The organism is Succinivibrio dextrinosolvens (assembly GCF_900116345.1).
Taxonomy (GTDB): Bacteria; Pseudomonadota; Gammaproteobacteria; order Enterobacterales; family Succinivibrionaceae; genus Succinivibrio; species Succinivibrio dextrinosolvens_B.
Map to the genome: position 1 here is coordinate 21,241 of NZ_FPAH01000012.1, position 24,988 is coordinate 46,228.

The following is a 24,988-nucleotide window of genomic DNA, read 5'->3' on the forward strand; positions in this document are numbered from 1 at the left end:
GAAGTCTGTAACTAATATAATTAGTTGATTTAAAAAGAAAAGCAGTATTCGTAACCATATTCGTAATCATGTTTTATTATTCGTAACCATGGTATAACCTATTGTTTTATAGAAATAAAAGTTACATTTTTTTTGAAAATTGCATTATTCGTAATGATGATTTCAGGATTCGTAATCATCAAACTACCCAAAAAATGAGATTTTGGTATAGAACGGGTAACTCTCCGTTTTTTCAAATAATTACTTTAATCCTTACATTTATTCCTTACTTTTTACATTTAATCCTTACTTTTAATCCTTACTTTTTTTACATTTAATCCTTACTTTAATTCTATCTCTTTATTTTTTAACACTATTCCTTATTTTAATCCTTACTTTTAATCCTTACTTTTTTTACGTTTAATCCTTACTTTTATTACTTACCTAAGACAAAAATTAATATATTATTAAACTTAAAAAGAGGCGGTAACTTTATGAATAAATTAGAAAATATTGTAAAAATTTAATCGAAAGAGAATCTGAGGAAGAATGGTTCGAATTTAAAGAAAATTGGTATAGTTCCAAGGATATTGGAGACTATATCTCCTCTCTTTCTAATGCTGCTGCAATGTCAGGTAAAGAATATGGTTATCTCATATGGGGAGTTAATAACGATACTCATGAATTAACAGGAACAACCTTTAACCCTCATAGAGATGTAAATAATGAACAATCTAAAAAAGAGGGAAATCAGCCAGAAAGCAGATTCAGATCTTTTTCCAAAGGATGCTGATGACAGGTTCTTCCACAATTAAGTCCTCATTAATAATTAATTATTGACAGATCTTTAAGCTGCGAATAATATTATATACAACATGTGTTGCATAACAAATGTAATATATGCAATATATTAAAAGATGAGGTAATGTGATTTAAGTTGCAGCGTAATAAAGCTCTTAAGACAAAAGAGCTTTACCACTGTACAATCACAACGCGTATGTACTGAAAATATCAGACCTTTCAAAAGAAGAGGAGTGAGTGTAATGAGCAGAATTGTTGTAATCTGCGGAAGCCCCAGAAAGAAAGGCAACACTGAAGAACTGGTGAGGATGTTTGCAAAAGGCGCAGCCGAACACAACGACGTGGAGATTATTTACGTTCGCGACAAAAAGATTAACTTCTGCATCGGCTGTGATCACTGCAAGAGAAAAGAAGGAGTGTGCATTCATCATGATGATATGCTTTCCATCTATGAAAAGCTTAAGAATGCAGACGTTCTCATACTGGCCTCTCCCGTCTATTTCTACGGGATCAGTTCCCAGCTCAAGACAGTGATAGACCGGTTGCATAATCCAATAAGAGATACCTTCCATCTGAAGAAATTAGGTCTGATTCTGGTTGGAGCGGATACGCTCTCTGATATGTTTGACTCGATTATCACGCAGTACGAATTAAGCCTAAGATATTTCAGTCTTGAGGATGCCGGCAGACTTCTGGTCAGAGGCGCGGCAAAAAGAGGAGATGTGTTTAATACCACAGGTCCTCAGGAAGCATTTCAGTTTGGAAAAAGCCTTGAAAGTTCCACATAACAGCCTTGACATCCACCTCTTGCCAAAGCAAGAGGAGGATGTCAATCAAAAAATTAATTCATAATTAAGTCAGATAATATTTACAACTTGCAAACATTATAGCAAGTCTTAGATTGCACGGAAGGAAGACCAACTCTTATTCAGACAGGAATCATAATTAAAATGGAATGTCGAGATATTCAGGCACAAAAAAAGCAGTCATCTGACTGCCTGTTTCGTTTAAAGATTGGTGCGAAGGAAGGGACTCGAACCCTCACGCCTTGCGGTACAAACACCTGAAGCTTGCGCGTCTACCAATTTCGCCACCTTCGCAATATGTGATCCCGATGAGAGTCGAACTCATGACCACCGGCTTCGGAAACCGATACTCTATCCACCTGAGCTACGGGATCATCGATTGTTCTCTCTGCAGAACACAGAGCCTATTATAACAATAATCTTTTATCTTGCAAGAAAGATAAGTAAAATAAGTTAATGAATTTTCAGAAAGAATGAATTTTGTTTAATATATTACTCGTTCAGAGAGAACAGGCACCAAATTATGACATTTGAAAAGAAGAAAGCATTCCGTGGAATCAGAGCTCTTTATGGCGATGAGGGCTTTGAAAAACTCCAGAACTCCCATGTTACCGTTGTAGGTATAGGCGGTATCGGCTCCTGGTGTACAGAAGCTCTGTGCAGAACCGGCGTAGGATCACTGACTCTAATAGACAGCGATGTCATTGAGATCACCAATCTTAACCGTCAGCTGCATACCACCGTAAATACTGAAGGAAGAACCAAGACTGAGGTAATGAGGGAACACCTTCTCGAGCTGAATCCTGAACTTAATATAGAAATCATTACCCAGAAGCTTACCCCAGAGAATATCGATGAGATTATGAAGGACAGATGTGACAACGTCTGCGAATGCATTGACGATCTGGATGCCAAGGCCTATATTGCAAACTATCTTTTCCGTAAGAAATCCAACTTTATCGTGGCAGGCGGTGCCGGCGGTCGAATCGATCCTACCCGTCTTAAGATCGGCGATATTGCACAGGCTCAGGGCGATGCACTTATTTCCAAGCTGCGCTCCCGTCTGAGAAAAGAATACGGTTTTCCAGCCAATGGCAAAAACTTCAGGATAAGCTGCACATTTTCTAATGAAAAGCCTATATACTCATGTAAAGACAGTTACATAAGCGGTGATCTTCCTGCCTTCGGCGCCTCAATGAGCGTAACCGCCACAGCAGGATTACTGATTTCATCCTGGATGATCAACCGAATTACACAAAACGCATAAGAGAATCATAATGTTAGAACAAGAGTTTGAAAGTAAGAAAAAGTTTCTTTTAAGCAAGCTTCCAGATTATCTGAAGGCAAAAGGTATCAACACAGAAGCCAGCTTCAGCTGTCTTAATCCAAAAGACACTTCTCATCTTCCTTCCATGAAGTATGATGCAGCCACCAATACAGTTAAGTGCTTTAACTGCAATACCTGCTACAACATTTTTGATCTCATCGGACTGGATAACAATCTTTCAAGCTTCTCCCAGCAGTTTGCCAAAGCATATGAACTTTATGTAGGCAAGCTGCCTATAGGTTTTGTATCTATTCTCTCAAAGCTGAACTCTGAGAAGACACCTTCATCAGAACCAGATAACAGAAACAGCAAACCTTATATAAAGGAGCCGGTATTTGAGATTGCCGATGAGCATCAGAAACAGAATACCTTTATTCCTTTCGGACAGAATGATGCCATCAAGTCTGACGACGTATTCGGCGGCACCAAGATTGATGAAAGCAGATTCGGTCATATTGAGCCGGAGCCTTTTGGCGCAGGCCTTTTAAACAGCGAACGCTTCAGTCCTTCAAATATGAACGGCAGCGGCGTTACTCCTCAGAGAACAGTTAATTCAATCTCTCCATTTGATGAGGCCAGACTGCATCCTTTCAACGCCCGCAGTACCGTAGCCTCAAATACCCCGAACCAGCCGGCCTTCAGCGGCTTTGGTCAGGCACAGAATATTGCAGCATCCCTGCAGTCCCAGAAGAGCACTCCTGAGAACAGTCAGGAAACTCCAAAGCTTAATGAGATTGAGCAGTCCCCATTCCAGACCTTCAGTCGTGAGGATACCTATGACTACTCAGCCTATATCAGAAAGTGCTGCGAGATGGCAGGCGCCACCGACTACTTTAAGGCAAGAGGACTCAGCGACGAGGTTATTGAAAGATTCCACTTAGGTTTTGATGACGGTTACTATGCCGACGGTGAGAATTCACCGGAATCTGTAATCTGGAAGGCTGCCATTATTCCTTACGGAACTCATGGCTATGTTGCAAGAAATACCGTACAGGCCGATCCTCAGAACAGATTCAGAAAGAAAGGCTTCTTCAATATCTACAATAACGAGATTCTTGAGCAGAGCGGAACTGTCTTTATCACCGAAGGGGAAATGGATGCCCTGTCCTTGGAAACCCTGGGTATGCACGCGGTTGCTCTTGGCGGTGTCGGCAACATTCAGCAGCTGATGGAAAAAATCCGCAGTGTTAATGTAAAGCACCATTATTATATCTGTCTTGATAATGATGCTGCCGGTGAGGAGGCTGCCAACAAGCTTGGTGCACTGATGTTCCAGGCAGGCTTAAGCTTTAACCGCATCAATCTTGCACATCCTTATAAAGATCTCAATGAAGCCCTGTGCAGGGACCGTGAAACTCTGTCACAGCGACTGGCCTCTTTAGAAAAGATGCTGACCGTAAAGCTTGACGGATTAAAGAGTACTGCTCCTGCCTACAGATATATAAACAGCAGTGATGATCTTACAGCCTTAAGATTCTCACCATCTCTTTATTCTCTGAGCGGTCATCCTATGGTGTTAAGACGCATCTGCGCCTCACTGATGAAGAACAGTTCCAAGAAATGCATCTATGCCGCCTTAAACTGTCAGAGAAATTCTTTAGAATCAATCATTAATACAAATAATCATGCTGAGGGTATGCCTTACGGGGATAACATCAGATTTATCGAATATACCAAGGAGAACCTGATATCCCAGCTGATTACCGGTGTAGGCTCCATGATTATTCAGGGCAATACCGAGCTTGTTACCTTCGTTGATCTGACCTCTCTTACCGAGCAGGAGGCTGCAGGCCTCATCCGCAAGATAGAGGATGAGAATCAGGTGCTGAAGGTATCCATGATTCTTCTGTGCAATCAGTCTGCCCGAGAAGCCGCCGAGGGTATCTGTATTCAGAATCTGAATGTGGATATTTCTGAGGGCGGAGAGTTTACCGTAAAAACCATCAATGAGCAGGGCCGACCAGCTTTCTTTGTCAAATCGAGTAATATCTAGACATGCGTTTGAATGATGCACAGCAGGAGGCCGTTGACTATATCAGTGGTCCCTGCCTGGTTTTAGCCGGAGCCGGCTCTGGCAAAACCAGAGTAATTACCACCAAAATCGTAAAACTGATCCACAGCTACAATATTCCACCTCAGAATATCTGTGCGGTTACCTTTACCAACAAGGCAGCCGCTGAAATGCGTGATCGTGTGAAAAAAGAGCTTGGTAATGAAATCGCATCAAAAATCACCATCTCCACCTTCCACTCTTTAGGTCTTACCATCCTTAAAAATGAGTATCTGGAGATGGGACTGTCCAAGAACTTTACCCTCTTTGATCAGTACGACTCCCTCAAGGTTATAAGAGATATCGTCAGAGAGAAATATCCTCAGATTCTGGTGGATAACTCCGAGAAAACCGTGGTTGAGGAAATCGCCTCGATGATCAGCAACTGGAAGACCAATCTGCAAAGACCTGAGGATATTGAGGACAGAACCGTCAGAGTACAGATCTATGATGACTATCAGGAATATCTCAAAGCATGCAATGCCGCTGACTTTGAAGATCTGATCTTCAAAACCACACTGCTGCTCAGAGATAATGAAAAGGTACGGGAGAAATATACAAAACTCTTCCGTTACGTACTGGTGGATGAGTATCAGGATACCAATGAAACCCAGTATCAGCTTTTAAAATGTCTGACCTCCCACTATAAGACCTTTACCGTAGTGGGCGATGACGATCAGTCTATCTATGCCTGGAGAGGAGCAAGACCAGAGAACATCAAGGTTCTGGCCCATGAATTCCCTGATCTTAAGGTTATCAAGCTCGAGCAGAACTACCGCTCAACCATGCATATTCTGAACTGTGCCAATACCCTTATCTCCCATAATGATCATATATTTAACAAGACTCTTTTCACCAATTCCTCCGAGGGTGAGAAGGTTAAGATCATGGAGCTTAGAACCGAGGCGGATGAGGCAGACAGAGTGGTACAGCTGATTCTGGCCCATCAGTTCCGCAATCATACCGAGTGGAAGGATTATGCCGTGCTGTATCGTTCCAACGGCCAGTCCAAGATGCTTGAAAAGGCTTTCCACTCAGCCAGAATTCCCTGCTTTATCTCAGGCGGTACCAGTTTCTTTGAACAGGTGGAAATCAAGGATATGCTCAGCTGGTGCCGTGTAATCTGCAATCCCTTTGACGATATGGCACTGCTGCGTGTCATAAATGTTCCCCGCCGAGGAATAGGTGCAGAGACAATTAACTATCTGTTTACAAAGGCAAAAGAGACAGGAAAGTCCCTGTATGAGACAGCCCTGAATCCGAATATTGCCAATGACATGATCCCAAGGCAGAAGAAATCCCTGACAGAGTTCATGGTGCTTCTGACAAAAATGAGATCACTGATTCTGTCTAAAAAAGACCTTGATCTTGCCGAAAATCTGGTGGACATCATCGGCTATAACGCCTATATCAAAGCCAATACAGAAAGCAAGGTGGCAGTTGAAATCAAGACCAATAATATCAGGCAGCTTATGACCTGGATTATTGATCTGATCAGAGGTAAAAAGAGCGGAGAAACCCTGTCCTTTATTGAGGCAGTGGACAGACTTGGACTGCGTGAGATGATGGATCGCAACAATGACGATCAGGATAATGATGCAGTACAGATGATGACTCTTCACGCTTCAAAAGGACTTGAATTTCCTTATGTTTTTCTGGTTGGTATGGAAGAGGGCTGTCTGCCCCACAAGAATTCTCTGCCTTCAGATGAGAATCCTGATCTTGATAATGTGGATGAGGAAAGACGTCTTGCCTATGTAGGAATCACCCGTGCCCGCAAGGAGCTGACCATGCTTCTGGCCCGTGAAACCTCTTCAAGACGAGGCATTCCGACAGCTATTTCTCCAAGCCGCTTTCTTCGAGAACTGCCTTCTGCAGATATCGAGTACTATCCATTAGGAGAAGCTCCTGCAACCTCAGAGGAACAGTACAAGAGTGATTTTGATGAGGCCCTGCGCCAGCTGGATGAAATACTATGAAAACCATTAACGTTGTTGCCGCCATTATCGTAAGTGAGGATAAAAGAATCTTTGCTACCCAGAGAGGTTATGGAGATTACAAAGGCTGGTGGGAGTTTCCAGGCGGAAAAATCGAGGATGGAGAATCCAGAGAAGAAGCTTTAAAAAGAGAAATCCTAGAAGAGCTGGACTGTACTATTAAGGTTGAGCGCTTTTTTGAGGCAATTGAATTTGATTATCCGAAATTTCACCTGCATATGGACTGTTTTCTTTGCTCACTGGATGGAAAGGAACCTTCTCTTTTGGAGCATATGTCCGCAAAATGGCTAAGACTATCTGAACTCTCTGATGTAAAGTGGCTTGAGGCCGATCTCTCCATTATTGAAAAGATCAAAAACACTCTTTAATCACATCTCTAAGCTTTATCATACTGATTTTAAACAAAAAAGGATGGAACCTTGCGACTCCATCCTAAGATATATTGAATTAATCTTTGTAAATCAGATGATTAGTTGTTACCTACGGCAACAGCCTTCATGTCAGACATGTAAGCACGCAGCTTGCGGCCAACAATCTCAATTGGGTGATTGCGGATTGCATCGTTAACACGGATCAGCTCAGCGTTATCAACACTGTTGTCACCTGGCAGAGTTTCACCGAATACATCCAGCTTCTGACGGCTCATGAATTCCTTTAATAGAGGAATTGCTGCATTGGCGAACAGGTAGTTACCGTACTCAGCAGTGTCAGAAATAACCACGTTCATCTCGTACAGACGACGGCGTGCAATGGTGTTTGCAATCAGAGGAAGCTCATGTAATGACTCATAGTATGCTGACTCTGGGTAGATGCCAGACTCGGTCATGGTCTCGAATGCAAGCTCAATACCAGCCTTGGCAAAAGCAACCAGCAGAGTGCCCTTATCGAAGTATTCCTGCTCAGAAATCTTCTCATCACATGCAGGAGCATTCTCGAATGCGCACTTAGCGTAGTTCTCTCTCCAGGTCAGAAGATTTACGTCATTGTTTGCCCAGTCTTCCATCATGATGCGTGAGAACTCACCGCTCTCAATGTCATCCATGTGCTTGCGGTATAAGGTCTTCATCAGAGCCTTTAATTCCTCAGCTAAGTGGAAAGCCTTGATCTTTGCAGGATTTGACAGACGATCCATCATGTTGGTGATACCGCCCTGCTTTAGAGCCTCACAGATGGTTTCCCAGCCGTACTGAAGAAGCTTGCAGGCATAAGCCTTGTCAGCACCTAAAGCTACAGCGTGGTCGTAGCATAGAACTGTAGCAGCCTGAAGCACACCGCAAAGAATGGTCTGCTCGCCCATTAAATCAGACTTAACCTCAGCTACGAATGATGAACGCAGACAGCCTGCCTTGTGACCGCCGGTACCAGCAGCCCAGGCCTTTGCATAATCCCAGCCTTCACCGTTTGGATCATTCTCTGGGTGAACAGCCAGAAGGGTTGGAACACCGAAACCACGACGGTACTCTTCACGAACCTCGGTACCTGGTGACTTAGGAGCAACCATAACTACGGTAAGGTCTTTACGAACCTGCATACCTAACTCAATCATATTGAAGCCGTGTGAGTAGCCCAGGCAGGCACCTGACTTCATTAAAGGCTGAACGGCGTTAACAACAGCCTCGTGCTGCTTGTCTGGAGTCAGATTGATTACAAGATCAGCAGTTGGGATCAGCTCATCATAGGTACCAACCTTGAAGCCGTTCTCGGTAGCTCTCTTGAAGGAAGCTCTCTTCTCATCAATAGCAGCCTGACGTAATGCATAGCTTACATCCAGACCTGAATCTCTTAAGTTCAAGCCCTGATTTAAACCCTGAGCACCACAGCCGATAATTACAATCTTCTTACCTTTTAAGAAATTACAGCCATCAGCAAACTCACTGCGATCCATCAGCTCACAGCAGCCAAGCTGTGCTAATTTTTCGCGTAAATTCAATGTATTAAAATAATTGAAATTAGCCATGTTTAGACCTATACCATAGAAAAGAAAAAACTAAAAAAAACTAAACCTTGCGGTATATGCTTTTAATCATAGCAGAAATTTTATAAAATGGAATACGATTTATTTTATATTGCAATTTTTGCAATATAGGACAAGTTTCAGGAAGATATTATTGTGATTGATTTAAAAGACGCAGCGGCATTCTTAAGACTCTGTGAGACCTCAAACCTCACCAGAACAGCAACTCTATGCGAGGTAAGTCCTTCAACTCTGAGCAGAACCTTGAACAAACTTGAGGCAAAGCTTAACACCAAACTGTGTATCAGAGATAAGAAAGGAATCTTTATTACCGAAGCCGGTCACAAATTTGAGGAGTTTGCCCGAAAAACCCTGAATGCCTATGCTGAGCTAGAGCATGATCTGAATGGAAATATGCAGACAGCCAGCGGTATAGTTAAGATTTTCTGCTCGGTTACCGCATCATATCTGTTTATTCCAAGACTGCTCAATGAGCTGCATCTGACTGCACCAAATCTTGAAATCAAGCTTGAAACCGGTGATCCTGCCGAGGCTCTTTTAAAGCTTGAAGATCCAGATACCGACTTTGTAATCAGTGCACTTCCTAATGAAATTCCTGATAACATCCGCTATGTTGATCTGGTAACCTTCCCTCTGATTCTGATTGCACCAAAAAAGCCACGTTATAACACAGAAAACGATCTGTCATCAAATGATCTTTCCGGAGTGCCTTTTGTAATGCCAGAAAAAGGACAGCTGCGCTATGAGGTAGAAAAATTCTTCCAGACCCTGGAGGTAACACCTCATATCTATTCTGAAATCTCAGGACATGAGGCCATTGTGTCAATCACCGCCTTAGGCTTTGGTATCTCTGTGGTACCAAGACTTGTCTATGATATCTCTCCATTCAAGAATGACGTGGTAGTTATAAAGGAACTGCCATGGTCAAACTTCCGTGTAGCACTGTGTTCCCTTAAGAATCGTGCCAAGAATCCTAATATCAAGATTGTGCATGATCTGGCTAGACGTCTGGCTCCAAGCTTCAGCCCTGATCTGACCCGTCGCAGAACTGATCTTGGAATCATGTAGCACAGAAAAAAAATCCTCGCCCGAAGTGCCGCAGGCGAGGAAATGATTATGACAGTTAAATTTCAATCAAACTCTCTACTGATACTTCAGCGTCATCACATAAAGCTTTCTTATAGCAGGATTATCGTTTAAAAGACTGTCATGCAAAGGCAGAACCTTCTTACGGAAAGGCTCCACATCCACCTTTATAAAGGATACGCCCATCTCTTCAGCCTGCTTAATCGCTTTCTGCACACGGCTCTTCCACTCTCTGATTTCAACCCGCTGAGCCTCCATGGCAGCAGCCTTAAATACCTCATAATCCTCAGGACTTAAATGGGAGAGAAATTCCTCGGAACCAACCAGCATATCAGGAATCATCTGATGTCTGTCATAGGTGTAGTACTTACAGAATTCACCGTGTTTCTGATCAACCAGCGCAAGCTCATTGTTCTCAGCTCCGTCAACCACACCTCTCTTTAAGGCCTGATAGACATCCTTAAATGACATTACATAGTCATTGGCACCGAAAGCTTCCATCATCAGACCGGTATTACGGCCAAGCTGTACTCTGAAGTTTCGGTCCTTAAGATCATCTACAGATCTTATAGGATAGCAGGCATAGAAATTTCTGGTACCGGCAGTAAAGGCACTCAATGGTCTGAAGTTTTTCTTTTTCTCCTGCACACGCAGTTCTTCAAGCACCTCAGGATCACTTATGAATTTTTCATAGGACTCCTCGGAACGGAAAAGATAAGGTACTGAAAAGATAGAGTACTGTTTGGAAGCATTTTCAAGCAGAGAGGCAGAAATAGCCATAAACTGAATGGAGTTTAATTTAACCAGAGAAAATACCTGCTCATTTGAACCGGAAAGACCGTTTGGATAAATCTGGATTTCATAGCGGTCTCCAATCTCATTCTCAATATAGTTCTTGAATACCAGAAAGGCTTTATGCTGAGGATGGGTCTCCACATGGGTATGAGCGACAGTTACGGTGATCTTGGCATAAGCAGGAGCTGTCAGTCCAAAAAGGAACATCATTACAGACAGAACTATCAATCTGCATAACTTCATAAACTCTTGCCCCTCTTTTTTTGTCTCCCTGTAATAAAAGTATAGTTGCTTAACAAAAGTATGACTGCACAATCCCCTCAAAATCTTGCACAAAACCGCAATTTAATCAGAAAAAATCGAAATTCAGACTCTTATTTTCTTTTTTCTTGAAACTCTGAAAGGTATTCAGAAAATGCAAAAGCAAAATCTGCTAGAATACTGAATGAAAAAAGAAAAAGTTCAAAGGCGCCCACCTCAAAAAAAATTCAAGAAAAACATATAAATGATTGATAGAGAATTAACTTACGTTCCGCTTCACGTTCACTCCTGCTACTCCATCAATGACGGTCTGCAGAACGTGGGTGATATTGTAAAAAGAGCATCAAAATTCCATATCCCTGCACTGGCTGTCACCGACTATAACAATATGGCCGGCTTTGTCAGATTCTATAACGCATGTTACGGTGCCGGAATCAAACCAATCATGGGCGCAGATCTTCAGGTAAGAGAAAACACCAAACAAGGTGATCCAGAAAGGATCTTTACCGTTACCCTTCTGGCAATGAACCGTCAGGGTAAACAGAATCTTTACGACATTCTCTCCGACGCCTGGGTAAATACCGGCTCCCCGGATATTACAGATGTAGTCTGCACGGTTGAGGACTTATGGAAATACTCAGAGGGAATGATCCTTCTAAACGGTTTTCGCGGAGATATCGGCGCCTTTTTAAGAGAGGATGAACAGGGAAAAATAAAGGAACGCCTTGGTCTCTATCAGAAATACTACGGAGACAGATTCTGCTTTGAAATCACCCGTACCAACCGTGAGGGCGAGGGGCAGTTTGAAATCGCAGCTCTAAACTACTGTCTTGAATACGGTTTCTGCCCTGTAGCCACCAATGACACCAGATTCCTGATGGGACCGGATGAAATCCCAAAGGATGGTCTTTCAGACTACTATGTACACGATATCCGTGTCTCTATCCAGCAGGGCTGCTCAAAGGGTTCCCGTGAAAACGCCAGAACCTACTCTCCAATGCAGTATATGAGATCCCCTGAGGAGATGGCAGAACTCTTCTCTGATCTGCCAGAGGCTATCATCAATACCCGCCGTGTTGCCGAACGCTGCAATGTGGAGATTGAGCTGGATGTACCTCGTCTGCCACGCTACGACACCGGCGAACTCTCAACAGCAGACTGCCTTAGAATGAAGGCACATGAAGGTCTTGAGAAACGTCTTGAATTCCTATTCCCGGATGAAAAGGAACGTGAGGAAAAACGACCTATTTATGAGGAGCGACTGGAAACCGAGCTTAACGTTATCATCACCATGGATTTCCCTGGCTACTTCCTTATCGTGATGGAATTTATTCAGTGGTCCAAGGAGCACGGTGTGCCTGTAGGTCCTGGACGTGGTTCTGGCGGTGGTTCACTTGTAGCCTATGCTCTTACTATTACCGATTTCGATCCGCTGCGTTTTGATCTGCTTTTCGAGCGATTCTTGAACCCTGAACGTGTTTCCATGCCTGACTTCGACGTGGACTTCTGTCAGAGAAAACGACAGATGACTCTGCAGCATGTGGTGGATCACTACGGCAGAACCGCTGTATCCCAGATTGCAGCTTTCGGTACCCTGGCTCCTAAGGCTGCTATTCAGGGTGTTGGCCGCGCCATCGGTGTACCACTAGGTCAGGTGCGCCGTGTTGCAGCACTGATTCCTGAAACTCCCGGAACCACTTTTAAGGCCTGTTTTGGTATCGATAAGAAAGGAAATCCATGTGAATCGGTATCCCCTGATTTTCTTGAATTCTATAACCGTGCCAAGGCTAACGATGATAAGGAATCCATTGAGCTGATTGATGTTTCCGTAAGACTTGAGGGTGTGATCCGAAGTATCGGTAAACATGCAGCTGGTGTGGTTATCTCTCCTACCAGAATTGCGGAATTTGCACCTCTGATGCTGGATTCTGACGGACATCCTATCACCCAGTACGATAAAAAGGATGTGGAGCACGCCGGTCTGGTTAAGTTCGACTTCCTTGGTCTGACCACCCTTACCATCATCGATGATGCCAAGGAAATGATTGACGCCAAGCTGGCCCGTCAGGGAAAGCCTCCTATCAATATTGCCGCTATTCCTTATGAGGATGAGGCATCCTACAAGATGATTCAGGAGACGGAAACCACCGCGGTATTCCAGCTTGAATCCACCGGTATGCGTAAGCTTATCGGCAAAATGCAGCCTGACCGCTTTGACGATCTGGTAGCTCTGGTGGCACTGTACCGTCCTGGCCCTTTAAACTCAGGCATGGTTGATCACTTCGTAGACAGAAAGCACGGCACCGAACCTGTAAGCTATCCGCTTCCGGAAGCTCAGGATCTTGACTTAAAACCGATTCTTGATTCCACCTACGGCGTTATCGTGTACCAGGAGCAGGTTATGCAGATTGCTCAGGTACTTGCAGGATACTCCCTGGGCGGTGCGGATATTCTCCGTCGAGCCATGGGTAAGAAGATCCCTGCCGAGATGGCGGCTCAGCGTGACGTTTTCAACCGCGGCTGTCAGAAAAAAGGTAAAGATCTGAAAATCATGGGGCAGATCTTTGATCAGGTGGAAATGTTCGCAGCCTACGGCTTCAACAAATCCCACTCTGCCGCCTATGCTCTGGTAGCCTGGTGGACTCTTTATCTTAAGGTTCATTATCCGGCAGAATTCCTAGCCGCCATGATGACCGCCGACTGTATGAAGACCGAGAAGCTGATTGCCTATATCGGTGAATGTCACCGTCTGGGAGTAGATGTAAATCCTCCAGATGTGAACATCGGCAAGTTCCGTTTCGGTGTTGATCTACAGGGCAATGTAATCTACGGCTTCTCCGCCATTAAAGGAATCGGTGAGAGACTGGTGGATCATATTGTGGAAGAACGTGAAGCCCATGGAAAATTCTCGGATTTCTTCGACTTTGTCTACCGTGTGGGCACCAATTACCTCTCCAAGGGAACCTTAGAGGCCCTGGTTAAGAGCGGAGCTTTAGACAGCATCGGACCTAACCGCGCTCAGATGCTGGCCTCGATTCCAACCGCAATCAAGTATGCCTCCCAGAAATCCGACAATCTGGCTACAGGTCAGATGGATCTTTTTGCAGCTTTAGATGATCAGAACGTAAAACCAAACTACGTTATGGTTCGCAACTGGTCTGACAAAGTAAGACTGTTCCATGAAAAGGCTCTTTTGGGACTGTATCTGTCCGGCCATCCAATCGACGGCTATAAGGCCGAACTGGTTAAATACTGCGGCGATACCACCCTGAACAACATGCTGCCGGGAACTCCGGACAGTCCTAATCATGTGGTCATCGGCGGTGTGGTCATTGGCGCAAGCTGTATGCCTTCTAAGAAAGATCCGACCAAGAAGTTCTTTATCATCACCCTAGATGACGGTACTGCCACCTTTGAAACTCTGCTCTTTGGCAAGAATGCCGACAAGATGATCAGAATTATGGAAGAGCTTGAGGAGAAAAAAGAGCTTCGCAAGAAGACTGCCAAGGGAGAGGATATTCCAACACCTCTTATCATGGTTCTGGACGGATGGCTGACCATGGATCCTGAGAACGGCTCCACCAGAATGAGGATCTCAAGCTTTGATACTCTGGAAACACTGCGCATGCATCGAGCCAGCAAGCTTACTCTGAACTTCACCAGTCATGTGCTTAATGAAAACATCGGCTACATTGACGAGATCCTGATGAGAAACAAACTCGATGTTAAGGAAGTCAACGCCAAAAAGAAAATGGCAGAAAATCCAGATGATGTCATCTCCGGCTGTTCTTTAAGACTGATTATTGACAACAAGCTGATTCAGCTTCGAGATGATAAGTTCAGATTCCTGCCTTCAGATGATCTGGTTGAGGGAATCCGTGATATGGCAGGTGTAGACAGCGTTAAGATTGCCTACTAGACACTGACCTTTGCATAGCGGTACAGAATTTCAGGGGAGTCGGTCTTTAAAATCTGGCCGTCCCTGAATATATAGAAATCACACTCCTCACCGGCCTTTGAACTGTAGGACATAAAAGCTGCCCCGTCGTGATTCAGTACAGAATCAAGTCTGATGATATTAACACCGGTCCCCTCTGGTACAGAGAAATAATCAAAGGTTCTTTTCTCTATATCTGCGACAATTGAACTGATATCCACCAGTCCCCTGCCGGAGACCTTGATAAGACACTCTCTTAGAGTCCACAGAGAAGTGAAAAGAGTAAGCTGATCACTCTCGCTTAAGCTTTCAAAATACTCAAACTCCTCATCACTGAGAATTCTTTTCTTAAGTCCTTCAATATTACGGCGAGGCTTGATGTACTCTACATCCAGACCAAGATCGTGATCTCCTACAGCAAGACAAATCAGCTTAGAGCTGTGGGAGATATTAAAGAAAGGATAGCGGCTTTCAAAGAAAACCGGTTTGCCATGAGAGAGAGTTGTAATCTTAGGAAGATAATCCACACCGTAGAATAAAGAAAGACTCTCCTGCAGAAGAGTCCTGCCTCCTAGAAAGCTTTTCTGCCGGTTCATTGAAAAGGAGGATGCAAAATCATGCCACTCTTTTTTGAGGATATGACTCTGTGCATATGCATCTTCAATAGTTGAGAGAATTATCTTCATACAGGTGAGGTTTACTCTCTATCGTTAACCTTCAGATTATCAAAAAGGTGAGGATTGGCATTTGCGCCTTCTGAATTTTTTAGAGTATCTGTACCTGAATAAGACTCATTCTCACCTTCAGCTGCAGACTGATTCTCCTCTTTGTGATCCTTTGATTCTGCCTTAAATTTCTCTCTATAAATTACCATTATTTTACTAGTAATAAAATACCATAAAATTAGACATGCCACACCGGCGATACATCCTGCCACAAACAGGTTTGCTGACTGATTTACATGGAAAAAATCCATGAAAGGAGCCAGAGATTTAGGCATGACAATTGCGGACCATAGCGGAACGTTTCCGAGAAGCAGAGAAATGATGCCAAATTTGGTTTTAGAAGGAATAAAAACCAGAATAAGGCTTAAAATACAGAAAGCCAGTCCCAGACCGGAAAAAAATGTTTGAGTTGCTTCAATACTAATCATAATCATTAAAAACTGATAAAATACACGCGTCTAATTTTACCAAAACAGGAATAAAAATGTTTATTAACAACTTAGATCCTATAGCTTTTTCAGCAGGACCTCTGTCTATACGCTGGTATGGACTGTTTTTCTCATGCGGCTTTATCCTCGGCTATATTATTATGCAGTTGTTTTTTAAACAGAAAAATTACAAAACCGAGGATCTGGATAAACTTCTGGTTTATATCTTTGCAGGAACAGTCATCGGTGCCAGACTGGCCCACTGCCTAATCTACGAACCAGACTTCTACCTGTCCCATCCTGTAGAAATCCTCAAGATCTGGGAAGGCGGTCTTGCAAGTCACGGGGGCTCTTTAGGTGTAGTTATCGCTGTCCTTATTTTCCTGCGCAAAAACAAGTACAGATTCCTTGAACTGGGAGATATGCTCTGTGTTCCTATTGCCCTGGTTTGTTCACTTATCCGTGTAGGAAACTTTTTCAACTCAGAGATTCTGGGAACTCCAACCAATTCAGATTTCGGAGTTATCTTTGTAAGACTGGGAGAGACTTTCCCCCGTCATCCGGCTCAGCTCTACGAGGCTGTAGCCTACTTTGCTGTATTCCTGATCCTGATGGCGCTTTATCTGTTTGTAAAGAACCGCCCTCAGGGACTGATTGTGGGTCTGCTTTTAACGCTAACCTTTACCGCAAGAATGGCTATTGAACCATTCAAGGTTGAACAGGCAGACTACTCAACCAATGCAATCTTCAACGTCGGTCAGCTGCTGTCCATTCCTTTTATTCTGGTGGGCATTGCTGTGATCATCTACTCTGTGAAAAAGAATTCAAAACTTAATAAAGGTATGTAAAAAATGTCATTAGAAATCGTTATTCTTGCAGCAGGCAAAGGCAAAAGAATGCATTCTGCTCTTCCAAAGGTTCTGCATAAGGTTGCAGACAGACCAATGCTTGAGCACGTAATCAGAACCTCTGCAGCATTAAATCCAAAGGCAATTCATGTAGTTATCGGACATATGGCAGAAAAAGTCGAGCAGATGATAAATACCCTGCCAGAGGAATTAAGAAAACTTGTAACCATTTCTGTTCAGGCAGAACAGCTGGGTACAGGTCATGCAGTTAACTGCGCTATGCCTAAGGTTGCCGATGATTCAGACGTGCTGGTACTGTACGGAGATACGCCTTTAACACCTGCAGAGCTATTACAGGATCTGATTGCCTCCCTAGAGGGTAACGAGCTGAGTGTTCTAAGTGCAATTGCTCCAAATCCTTATGGCTACGGCAGAATCATCCGCGGTGCAGACAACAAGCTTAAAGCCATTGTTGAGGAAAAGGATGCCAGCGATGAGCAGCGAAAGGTAAGCGAAGTCAATACTGGCATGATTGTATGCAAAGCATCTGTTCTAAAGGAGTATCTGCCTAAGCTTAAGAACAACAATGCCCAGGGGGAGTACTATTTAACCGACCTTTCAGGTCAGCTTTCAGCAGAGGGCAAGTCTGTAAATATCCTGATTGCTCCTGATTTTGACATTCTCTCCGGCGTTAACTCAAAGCCACAGCTTGCCTTTGTAGAGAGACTTTATCAGAAGACTCAGGCAGATAAGCTGATGGTAGCAGGTGTTGCCCTTGCAGATCCTGAGAGAATTGATGTTCGCGGTGATTTAACCTGCGGTGATGATGTATTCATCGATATCAACTGTATCTTTGAAGGCAAAGTGGTTCTTGGCAATAACGTTAAAATCTGTGCCGGCTGTGTAATCAGAAACTGCACCATCGGAGACGGCTCTGTAATCTCTCCATACTCAGTACTTGAGGATTCAGAGATTAAGAAAGCCGCAACCATCGGACCATTTGCAAGACTTCGTCCAGGCAATGTGCTTGAAGACAATGTTCATGTCGGCAACTTCGTTGAATGCAAGAAGGCACATCTGGGAGTTGGTACCAAGGCAGGTCACCTGTCCTATCTGGGTGATGCAGAAATCGGAAAGGATGTTAACATCGGTGCCGGTACCATCACCTGCAACTACGATGGCGCCAACAAGTTCAAGACTGTAATCGGTGATGATGTATTCGTAGGTTCAGACACTCAGCTGGTTGCTCCAGTTACTGTCAAGAACGGAGTCACCATAGGTGCTGGCACAACTGTAACCCACCGTATCAAGGCCGAGGAGGGAGCTTTAATCATTACCCGCGCTCAGTCAACTGTTATTGATAATTACCCAAGACCACGCAAGAAGTAGTCTGAGGTTACCTCTTTGCGCCAGACTTGTTCATGTTCTGGCGCAGATTATCCTTACCTCATTTTCAGTATTTTCTCTGAAAAGTTAATAAGTTATACATAACCTTCCTCAGAACCAAACATTTCCGAACAGAAAGCGACTTTTTAACTGCAAATTTCTTTGTAAATTCTGTTAAAATACAAAGCTGATCACGAAATTAGTAAAGAATACTTAAAGGATTAGTTTTATATGTGTGGAATTGTCGGTGCTATTGCTCAGCGTAACGTATCTCAGATTCTGTTAGAAGGTCTTTCAAGACTTGAATACCGCGGTTATGACAGTGCAGGTATCTGTACTATCAGTGACGGCGTACAGCACTGTATCAAAACCACAGGAAAAGTTAAGAATCTTAAGGAAGCCGTAAAAGAGAAAGGCTGTCCTGGCATGATCGGTATCGCACATACCCGATGGGCAACTCACGGCATTCCATCAGAGGCTAATGCACATCCTCACATCTGTGAGAATCTGGCTCTGGTTCATAACGGCATTATCGAAAATTTCGCCACCATTAAAGAAGATTTACTGAAGAAGGGTTACCAGTTCAAGTCTCAGACAGACACTGAGGTTCTGGTATGCCTGATCCACAGTCATTTAAAGAACAGCTCCTCTGTTTTTGAAGCATTCAAGAAGGCACTGAAGGAAGTAAAAGGTTCCTTCGGTCTTGCACTTATCGACAGGAATGATCCTTCAACACTGTATACCGCACGTTCCGGTTCTCCTCTGATTATCGGTCTTGGTATCGGTGAAAATTTCATCGCCTCTGACACTCTGGCACTGCTGCCTGTAACCCGCAGATTCATCTATCTTGAGGAAAACGAGATTGCAGTACTGACCACTGATGAGGTTAAGGTATTCGATCTTGACGGCAATATAATTGAAAAGCAGGTTGTTGAATCTGATCTTGATGCAGAGAGTATTTCAAAGGGCAAGTTCCGTCACTTCATGCAGAAAGAGATTTACGAGCAGCCTCAGTCTTTAAGAAACACACTTCTGGGCAGATTAAACGACGACGATATCTCTTTAGAGACTGTTGTAGGCGCAGACGAGAACACCTTCCGCAACATCAGCAATATTCAGATCGTTGCCTGCGGTACCTCCTACCATGCTGGACTTGTAGGCAGATACTGGCTTGAAGAGTTAACCGGTATCGCAACCAATGTTGAGATTGCCTCTGAGTACCGCTACAGAAAGGCTGTAGTAAGAGACAACAGTCTGTTCATTACCATTTCCCAGTCGGGTGAGACTGCAGATACTCTGGCCTCATTAAGACTTGCCAAAGAGCAGAATTACACCAAGACTCTGTCAATCTGTAATGTAAACGGCTCTTCTTTAGTTCGTGAATCAGATTTCACTCTGTTCACCAAGGCCGGTGCAGAAATCGGTGTTGCCTCAACCAAGGCTTTCACCACTCAGCTGCTGTCACTTCTGATCCTTGCCCTGATTATCGGCAAGCAGAACGGTTCAATCAGTGCAGAAAAGAATCACGAGATCGTTGAAGCCATCCGTATGCTGCCATCCCTTGCAGAGGAGTTCCTCTCCTGTGACAAGACTATTGCCGAGCTTTCAGAGCAGTTCTCAGGTAAACACCACTGTCTGTTCCTAGGACGTGGAGTGATGTTCCCAATTGCTCTTGAGGGGGCCTTAAAACTTAAGGAGATCAGCTACATCCACGCTGAAGGTTATGCTGCTGGAGAGTTAAAGCACGGTCCTATTGCTCTGATTGACAAGAGAATGCCTGTAGTTGTGGTTGCTCCAGACAACTCTCTTATGGACAAGCTTATCTCCAATGTTGAGGAAGTCAGAGCCCGCGGAGCACAGCTTTACATCTTCAAGTCAGGAACCACAGTTATCAAGTCAGACGGTCAGACCAACATGCTGTCACTTCCAGACTGTCCTGAAATTCTGCAGCCGATTTTATTTACAATTCCTCTGCAGTTACTTGCATACCACTGTGCTGTTATCAACGGTACCGACGTTGATCAGCCTCGTAATCTGGCTAAGTCAGTAACCGTAGAATAATAATAATTTAAATATAACTAGCGGCCTTCCCTCTTTTTCAGATCGAAGGCCAATGTTTTTTAATTAAACACACAGTATCAATTCAGTTTTATGAACAATCAGGTCACCTTAAAATGGGCGCTTCCATATGCAGTCGTGGGCATTGCCAGAGACGCGATATATATGTTCGTGCTGTCCTTTTACTATCTGTATCTGACAACCGTTCTTGATCTCTCATCCATATATATAATTCCAATCTTCCTGATTGTTAAGCTGTTTGACGTTGTAAAAGAGCCTTTTATCGGCATGCTTATAGATTTATGTGCCGATGTCTTTAAATACAACAAGTTCAGAATGACCGTACTGGCAGGTGGTATCCTTAATTCCGCAGTCCTGCTCCAGATGTTTGATATTCCTTACATGCATCAGTCTGTACAGGTAATCTACGCCATCTTCATGTACCTGATGTGGGCTCTGACTTTTTCTCTCATAGATATTCCATCCTGGTCTCTAACCTCAATTTTCGGTTCAGACCACAAAACCCGTGAGATTATCTGTGCCATTGGCAGAGCATCAGCTGTTGTTGGCTTCGTTCTGGTTATGCTTCTGGCATATTTCATTATTTACCAGGATCAGGGGGTACCGGATCATATTTATTCTCCCCTAAATGAGAATCTATTCAGAAGTGTTTCCTGGTATGTGGCAGGAATTACCTTCATAAGTGCAATACTGTTCTATGTATTCTTCGACATGGAAGAACCAAAGCGAAAGGTAGTCAGAGCAAAAGAGGCAGCATCAACCTTCTTTGGAAATGATCAGCTGATGATTATTTTCTTCCTGACACTGCTTCAGCAGACCTGTCTGTGTGTTTTTGTAGGTTATCAGAACTTCTTTGCCATCACCATTCATCGCGTGCCATCCGATGACGAGATCTTTTTCTATATACAGGTTCCATGGCTGGTTGTAAGTCTGCTGACTTACTGCTCTTTCCACCATTTAGTTAAATACACCTCACGCAGACAGATTTTCATATTCTCTACTCTGCTGATCCTGCTGTCATTCCTGACTCTTTATGCCATGCATACAACAGCAAGACTCTCAATGGGATCACTGTGCTTCCTGATGTGTCTGCTTTCTCTGGGATTCAGTCTGTCACAGGCATCAACCACAGTTATGACCGCAGACTGTATTGACTATGGTGAATTCAAGTTTGGCTGCCGTTCTGAGTGTATGGATTTCTCAGTACAAATCATGTCAGCAAAATTTGGCTCTCTGGCAGCGATGGTTTTTGCAACTCAGGGCTCTTCCTATGCATCCCTGTTTACCTCAACAGGACTTGATGAGAATCTGTTCTTCAACTCTGTCAATATCTGTATGGTTGTGGTGTGTGTATGCACAATCGGCATGATGGTTATCTATACCCATTACTATAAACTTCACGGAAGTTTCTTTGAAAACATCCTCAATGCAATCAACCACTTCGGAGCAAACAGAAACTCAGCGAAATCAAATCTGAACTCCGTTAGATATGCTCTTGATGAAAACAGCGTAATCTATAACCTTAAAGCACAGTCTTTAGATGAGATTATTCATGTACTGACCGACAGACTGTCCATGGTCAGAGCTATCAATTCAAAGCATGATTTCCTAAAGGCAATTAAAGAGAAAATGGAGCAGAATCCTGCCGGAATTGCTCATGGAATTGCTATTCCTCATGCAAGAGGACCATTTGTTAACCGTTCTGCTGTAGCTGTAGCTTCACTTTCAAGACCTATTAACTGCGGTGCTTTAGATAACAAGCCTTGTGATCTGTTCTTCCTGATTGCAGTTCCTGATGATGGTAAATCTCACATCAACATTCTTGCGAATTTATCACTGATCTTAAGTGAACCTGGATTTGCTGATAAGTTAAGACGAGCCGGTTCAAGTGAGGAGATAACCAAGAGACTTATCCTTTGCGAAAAGAAGTTGTTTAAATAAATCAGACAAATACGATAGCAAATAAGCTCTAGGTGCAATTATTAACTAAGCTCTCTGTTTGGACATTTCATGCCAGAATTACCGCTCAATGAGGTGCAGGCATACGAAACGGACATCTGTGGTATAATTCCATATTATCTAAAAATCAAGATGTTAGGCTATTTAACAGATTTATAGCCCTAAAAGTATTAACTCACTAATTCACCATTACATTTGAAAAGCTTTTATGCAAAACAGAATTATCAAACTAATCGGATTACTTCTACTTTCAGCATCATTCACTTCAGTTTATGCCTCAGATGACACACCTGAAGTCTGCGGTGTTCCGCAGGTTTACTCAGCAGTAGAAGGCATAAGAGAAAACTCGAAGATTTCCTTTAACAGCTATTTTGGAACCATGCAGGATATCGAATCACGCGCCATATATTACCGAGGCAAGTGCAATGTGATTATCACCAATGAGGAAAGATTACCTGCAAACCTTATCAAGGAAGGAAAAATCACTCAGAACAGTGTTGCAAGACTTGTTAAGGCCCCTCTGATCCTCTGGTCTAACAACAAGTTTCTGTTAAAGGACAACATTAACGTTATCGTCAACAAGAAACTTAAGTCCCTGGCACTTCCAAAGGACAGTCTGACTACTGTTGGATTTGCTGCAACCGAAGTAGTAAAGAGAAAGGATTTTCCTTCAGAGTATCTAAAAAAGAAGAACGCTATCTATCGTGCTGAGCATGAGTATCAGATCTTCTCTCTGCTGAAAAACAACAATATTCAGACCGGATTTATCACCAAGCCTCTGATCATGAAGAACGGACAGACTACCGGCTCCTACTGGTATGTTCCTCATGAGTATTATTCACCTGTCTACTACTACATCATCAGTACCGACAAGTCAGATAAAACTCAGCAACTTTACAACTATATCATGGGAAACAAACAGAATCTCTCTGAATTCTACAGCGCAGGATTCGAGGCTTTAAACGACTAGTTTCCACAGAAGTAGCAGTCAAAACGACAGGCTTTGCCGTCAACAAAGCTGCTTCTTCTGAGATTGAGTTCTAATGGTGGTTCATTTGCAGGGCGTTTGACCACCAGATGATGCTTTGCCACTGTCAGAAGATAATTGGCATACTCGGTAGTATCCTGATCAAAGCCCACAATCTCATGAAATACTCTCATATCCTTCTTAACCAGCGCACTCTTGGTTCGCTGAGGAAACATAGGATCATAGTAAATCACATCAGGCTCAGGTAATTTCTCGCCACGTTTTAACTGTTCAGCAACAGAACCTAATGAAGTGAGGTGAGGCAGACCGTTTTTTAGAGAAGATAGGATTTCAATGTTGTTCTCAGCCTGAGTCATGGCAGATTTTAACAGCAGCCAGATCACAGGATTACGTTCAAACATATAAACCTGACAGCCTGCTGACTGCAGAATAATACTCTCACGGCCAAGACCTGCAGTAGCATCAAACACCAGAGGCTTAACGGTTTTACCGATTACGGCTCGGCAGACCGCCTCTGAGTTCTTACCGCTATGAGCAAGTCTCCACAGAAGTTTGTCTCTGAAAAGATCAATTTCAAAGTCAAGAGGAGTAATCGAGTCATCGGAAAGCTCAAGAACAATCTTCTGACCAACCTTCAGGAGAAGATCATTCTCAAAGCAGAGACCGTGACTGTCTATATAAGACAATACATCCTGGGCAGCCTCTTTAAAAGGAGAATTATCTTCAATCTGAATCTTTAGCATGGGCGAAACTTTTTAATTGCGGCATCAAAATCAGGCTTTACTCCTCTCCACAGATCAAAACTCAGGATGGCCTGCCCAATCAGCATACCGAATCCGTCATTAACTTTTGGAACATTCAAAGATAAAGCCTTCTGAGTAAAGGTTGTCTTAGCTGTTTTTGAATACATCAAATCATAAACAGCCAAAGCCTTTGCTATTATCTCATCTTTTAGAGGAGGCAGATCACCGCTTAGAGAGGATGATGAGGCATTGATAATCAGATCAAAAGCCCCCTCAATCTCATCAAAACCACAGCCTTTAACCTTGTCAGGATATATTGCTGCAAGAGCCTGAGCCTTGGCCACGGTTCTGTTGGCAATCACAATCTCTTTTGGAGATTCATTGAGAATAGGAAGCAGGATTCCCTTGGCTGCACCACCGGCACCGATAATCAGAATTCTGGCATCGGTAAGAGGACAGGAAAGTCTTTTTAAATCATAGACTAAACCTCGACCATCGGTGTTGTCACCATAAATGGAACCATCTGCCATTACCTTAAGAGTATTAACTGCCCCCGCAGCTTTTGCATAATCACTAAGGCTATCGGCAAGCTCATAGGCATCTAGCTTACATGGCACGGTTACATTACAGCCGCAACCGCCGCTTTTGAAAAAATCCCTTACAGTTTTCTCAAAAGTACCGGTTTCAACCAGGATCCTGCCATAGGATAGATTCTGACTGGTCTGTTCGGCAAAAAACTCGTGCAGAAGAGGAGACATCGAATGTTCAATCGGATTTCCAAGGACAGCATATTTATCGGTATTACTCATCTTTGCACC

At 43.4% G+C, this 24,988-nt stretch carries 19 protein-coding genes and 2 tRNA genes; 13 read left to right on the forward strand and 8 right to left on the reverse strand.

The window, feature by feature from the left end:
• Positions 1–505 precede the first annotated feature (505 nt).
• Entirely contained in the window at positions 506–772 is a 267-nt protein-coding gene (locus BM308_RS13650; protein ID WP_373604441.1) for an RNA-binding domain-containing protein, read from the forward strand.
• A 250-nt stretch (positions 773–1,022) separates the two neighbouring features.
• Positions 1,023–1,568, forward strand: coding sequence for a flavodoxin family protein (locus BM308_RS05555; protein ID WP_074943551.1), 546 nt, complete (start codon positions 1,023–1,025; stop codon positions 1,566–1,568).
• A gap of 227 nt (positions 1,569–1,795) precedes the next feature.
• Here the strand turns inward: BM308_RS05555 and BM308_RS05560 are convergent.
• Positions 1,796–1,880, reverse strand: a tRNA-Leu gene (locus tag BM308_RS05560).
• 6 nt (positions 1,881–1,886) lie between these two features.
• Positions 1,887–1,960: transfer RNA gene (locus tag BM308_RS05565), tRNA-Arg, on the reverse strand.
• Positions 1,961–2,109: 149 nt separating this feature from the next.
• On the opposite strand from BM308_RS05565, the gene BM308_RS05570 reads away from it, so the two are divergent.
• From BM308_RS05570 to BM308_RS05585, 4 genes are read left to right on the forward strand one after another with little or no spacing between them, the layout of a single operon-like run.
• Positions 2,110–2,853 (forward strand): tRNA threonylcarbamoyladenosine dehydratase, encoded by a 744-nt coding sequence (locus BM308_RS05570; protein ID WP_074943553.1) that lies wholly within the window; start codon positions 2,110–2,112, stop codon positions 2,851–2,853.
• A gap of 10 nt (positions 2,854–2,863) precedes the next feature.
• Entirely contained in the window at positions 2,864–4,906 is a 2,043-nt protein-coding gene (locus BM308_RS05575) for a toprim domain-containing protein (protein WP_074943555.1), read from the forward strand.
• 2 nt (positions 4,907–4,908) lie between these two features.
• Positions 4,909–6,942, forward strand: a complete 2,034-nt coding sequence (locus BM308_RS05580; RefSeq protein ID WP_074943557.1) for a UvrD-helicase domain-containing protein — start codon at positions 4,909–4,911, stop codon at positions 6,940–6,942.
• Positions 6,939–7,328, forward strand: coding sequence for a (deoxy)nucleoside triphosphate pyrophosphohydrolase (locus tag BM308_RS05585; RefSeq protein WP_074943559.1), 390 nt, complete (start codon positions 6,939–6,941; stop codon positions 7,326–7,328). The genes BM308_RS05580 and BM308_RS05585 overlap by 4 nt, the downstream gene beginning before the upstream one ends.
• A 101-nt stretch (positions 7,329–7,429) precedes the next feature.
• On the opposite strand, the gene ilvC is transcribed toward BM308_RS05585, so the two are convergent.
• Complete coding sequence (gene ilvC, locus BM308_RS05590) at positions 7,430–8,917, reverse strand: ketol-acid reductoisomerase (protein WP_074943561.1); 1,488 nt, start codon at positions 8,915–8,917, stop codon at positions 7,430–7,432.
• Positions 8,918–9,070: 153 nt separating this feature from the next.
• Here ilvC and ilvY point away from each other — a divergent pair, with 153 nt between their 5' ends.
• Positions 9,071–10,003, forward strand: a complete 933-nt coding sequence (ilvY, locus tag BM308_RS05595; protein ID WP_074943563.1) for an HTH-type transcriptional activator IlvY — start codon at positions 9,071–9,073, stop codon at positions 10,001–10,003.
• A 75-nt stretch (positions 10,004–10,078) separates the two neighbouring features.
• Here the strand turns inward: ilvY and dctP are convergent, their stop codons facing one another.
• On the reverse strand, positions 10,079–11,059 hold the full coding sequence (dctP, locus tag BM308_RS05600; protein ID WP_074943565.1) for a TRAP transporter substrate-binding protein DctP: 981 nt from the start codon (positions 11,057–11,059) through the stop codon (positions 10,079–10,081).
• 262 nt (positions 11,060–11,321) lie between these two features.
• On the opposite strand from dctP, the gene dnaE reads away from it, so the two are divergent.
• Complete coding sequence (gene dnaE, locus BM308_RS05605; protein ID WP_074943567.1) at positions 11,322–14,996, forward strand: DNA polymerase III subunit alpha; 3,675 nt, start codon at positions 11,322–11,324, stop codon at positions 14,994–14,996.
• Here the strand turns inward: dnaE and BM308_RS05610 are convergent.
• Positions 14,993–15,700 (reverse strand): 4'-phosphopantetheinyl transferase family protein, encoded by a 708-nt coding sequence (locus BM308_RS05610; RefSeq protein WP_074943569.1) that lies wholly within the window; start codon positions 15,698–15,700, stop codon positions 14,993–14,995. The two genes, dnaE and BM308_RS05610, sit on opposite strands and share 4 nt — an antisense overlap.
• An 11-nt stretch (positions 15,701–15,711) precedes the next feature.
• On the reverse strand, positions 15,712–16,167 hold the full coding sequence (locus BM308_RS05615) for a hypothetical protein (RefSeq protein ID WP_143098572.1): 456 nt from the start codon (positions 16,165–16,167) through the stop codon (positions 15,712–15,714).
• A gap of 56 nt (positions 16,168–16,223) precedes the next feature.
• Between BM308_RS05615 and lgt the strand changes: the two genes are divergently transcribed.
• The 5 genes from lgt to BM308_RS05640 all read left to right on the forward strand — a co-directional run bounded on the left by lgt (position 16,224) and on the right by BM308_RS05640 (position 23,409).
• Positions 16,224–17,015 (forward strand): prolipoprotein diacylglyceryl transferase, encoded by a 792-nt coding sequence (lgt, locus tag BM308_RS05620; RefSeq protein WP_074943572.1) that lies wholly within the window; start codon positions 16,224–16,226, stop codon positions 17,013–17,015.
• A 3-nt stretch (positions 17,016–17,018) separates the two neighbouring features.
• A complete protein-coding gene (gene glmU, locus BM308_RS05625) occupies positions 17,019–18,404 on the forward strand; it encodes a bifunctional UDP-N-acetylglucosamine diphosphorylase/glucosamine-1-phosphate N-acetyltransferase GlmU (RefSeq protein ID WP_074943574.1) in 1,386 nt (461 codons plus the stop codon).
• A gap of 228 nt (positions 18,405–18,632) precedes the next feature.
• Entirely contained in the window at positions 18,633–20,462 is a 1,830-nt protein-coding gene (glmS, locus tag BM308_RS05630) for a glutamine--fructose-6-phosphate transaminase (isomerizing) (protein ID WP_074943575.1), read from the forward strand.
• A gap of 90 nt (positions 20,463–20,552) precedes the next feature.
• Positions 20,553–22,421: an MFS transporter gene (locus tag BM308_RS05635; protein ID WP_074943577.1), complete on the forward strand. Its 1,869-nt coding sequence runs from the start codon at positions 20,553–20,555 to the stop codon at positions 22,419–22,421.
• A gap of 226 nt (positions 22,422–22,647) precedes the next feature.
• Positions 22,648–23,409 (forward strand): substrate-binding domain-containing protein, encoded by a 762-nt coding sequence (locus BM308_RS05640; RefSeq protein ID WP_074943579.1) that lies wholly within the window; start codon positions 22,648–22,650, stop codon positions 23,407–23,409.
• On the opposite strand, the gene BM308_RS05645 is transcribed toward BM308_RS05640, so the two are convergent.
• Together BM308_RS05645 and aroE are read right to left on the reverse strand one after the other, a co-directional pair.
• The gene (locus BM308_RS05645; RefSeq protein ID WP_074943581.1) at positions 23,406–24,170 is read right to left on the reverse strand and encodes a class I SAM-dependent methyltransferase; all 765 of its coding nucleotides are present in this window, start codon (positions 24,168–24,170) and stop codon (positions 23,406–23,408) included. The two genes, BM308_RS05640 and BM308_RS05645, sit on opposite strands and share 4 nt — an antisense overlap.
• Complete coding sequence (gene aroE, locus BM308_RS05650) at positions 24,164–24,979, reverse strand: shikimate dehydrogenase (protein ID WP_074943583.1); 816 nt, start codon at positions 24,977–24,979, stop codon at positions 24,164–24,166. Before aroE ends, BM308_RS05645 begins: the two co-directional genes overlap by 7 nt.
• Between the last annotated feature and the right edge of the window lie 9 nt (positions 24,980–24,988).

What these genes read in the sequence shown, in the direction of transcription:
- BM308_RS05555 (WP_074943551.1), top strand. Translation starts at nt 1,023, where the DNA reads ATGAGCAGAATTGTTGTAATCTGCGGAAGCCCCAGAAAGAAAGGCAAC.
- BM308_RS05570 (WP_074943553.1), top strand. Translation starts at nt 2,110, where the DNA reads ATGACATTTGAAAAGAAGAAAGCATTCCGTGGAATCAGAGCTCTTTAT.
- BM308_RS05575 (WP_074943555.1), top strand. Translation starts at nt 2,864, where the DNA reads ATGTTAGAACAAGAGTTTGAAAGTAAGAAAAAGTTTCTTTTAAGCAAG.
- BM308_RS05580 (WP_074943557.1), top strand. Translation starts at nt 4,909, where the DNA reads ATGCGTTTGAATGATGCACAGCAGGAGGCCGTTGACTATATCAGTGGT.
- BM308_RS05585 (WP_074943559.1), top strand. Translation starts at nt 6,939, where the DNA reads ATGAAAACCATTAACGTTGTTGCCGCCATTATCGTAAGTGAGGATAAA.
- ilvC (WP_074943561.1), bottom strand. Translation starts at nt 8,917, where the DNA reads ATGGCTAATTTCAATTATTTTAATACATTGAATTTACGCGAAAAATTA.
- dctP (WP_074943565.1), bottom strand. Translation starts at nt 11,059, where the DNA reads ATGAAGTTATGCAGATTGATAGTTCTGTCTGTAATGATGTTCCTTTTT.
- dnaE (WP_074943567.1), top strand. Translation starts at nt 11,322, where the DNA reads ATGATTGATAGAGAATTAACTTACGTTCCGCTTCACGTTCACTCCTGC.
- BM308_RS05610 (WP_074943569.1), bottom strand. Translation starts at nt 15,700, where the DNA reads ATGAAGATAATTCTCTCAACTATTGAAGATGCATATGCACAGAGTCAT.
- BM308_RS05615 (WP_143098572.1), bottom strand. Translation starts at nt 16,167, where the DNA reads ATGATTAGTATTGAAGCAACTCAAACATTTTTTTCCGGTCTGGGACTG.
- lgt (WP_074943572.1), top strand. Translation starts at nt 16,224, where the DNA reads ATGTTTATTAACAACTTAGATCCTATAGCTTTTTCAGCAGGACCTCTG.
- glmU (WP_074943574.1), top strand. Translation starts at nt 17,019, where the DNA reads ATGTCATTAGAAATCGTTATTCTTGCAGCAGGCAAAGGCAAAAGAATG.
- glmS (WP_074943575.1), top strand. Translation starts at nt 18,633, where the DNA reads ATGTGTGGAATTGTCGGTGCTATTGCTCAGCGTAACGTATCTCAGATT.
- BM308_RS05635 (WP_074943577.1), top strand. Translation starts at nt 20,553, where the DNA reads ATGAACAATCAGGTCACCTTAAAATGGGCGCTTCCATATGCAGTCGTG.
- BM308_RS05640 (WP_074943579.1), top strand. Translation starts at nt 22,648, where the DNA reads ATGCAAAACAGAATTATCAAACTAATCGGATTACTTCTACTTTCAGCA.
- BM308_RS05645 (WP_074943581.1), bottom strand. Translation starts at nt 24,170, where the DNA reads ATGCTAAAGATTCAGATTGAAGATAATTCTCCTTTTAAAGAGGCTGCC.
- aroE (WP_074943583.1), bottom strand. Translation starts at nt 24,979, where the DNA reads ATGAGTAATACCGATAAATATGCTGTCCTTGGAAATCCGATTGAACAT.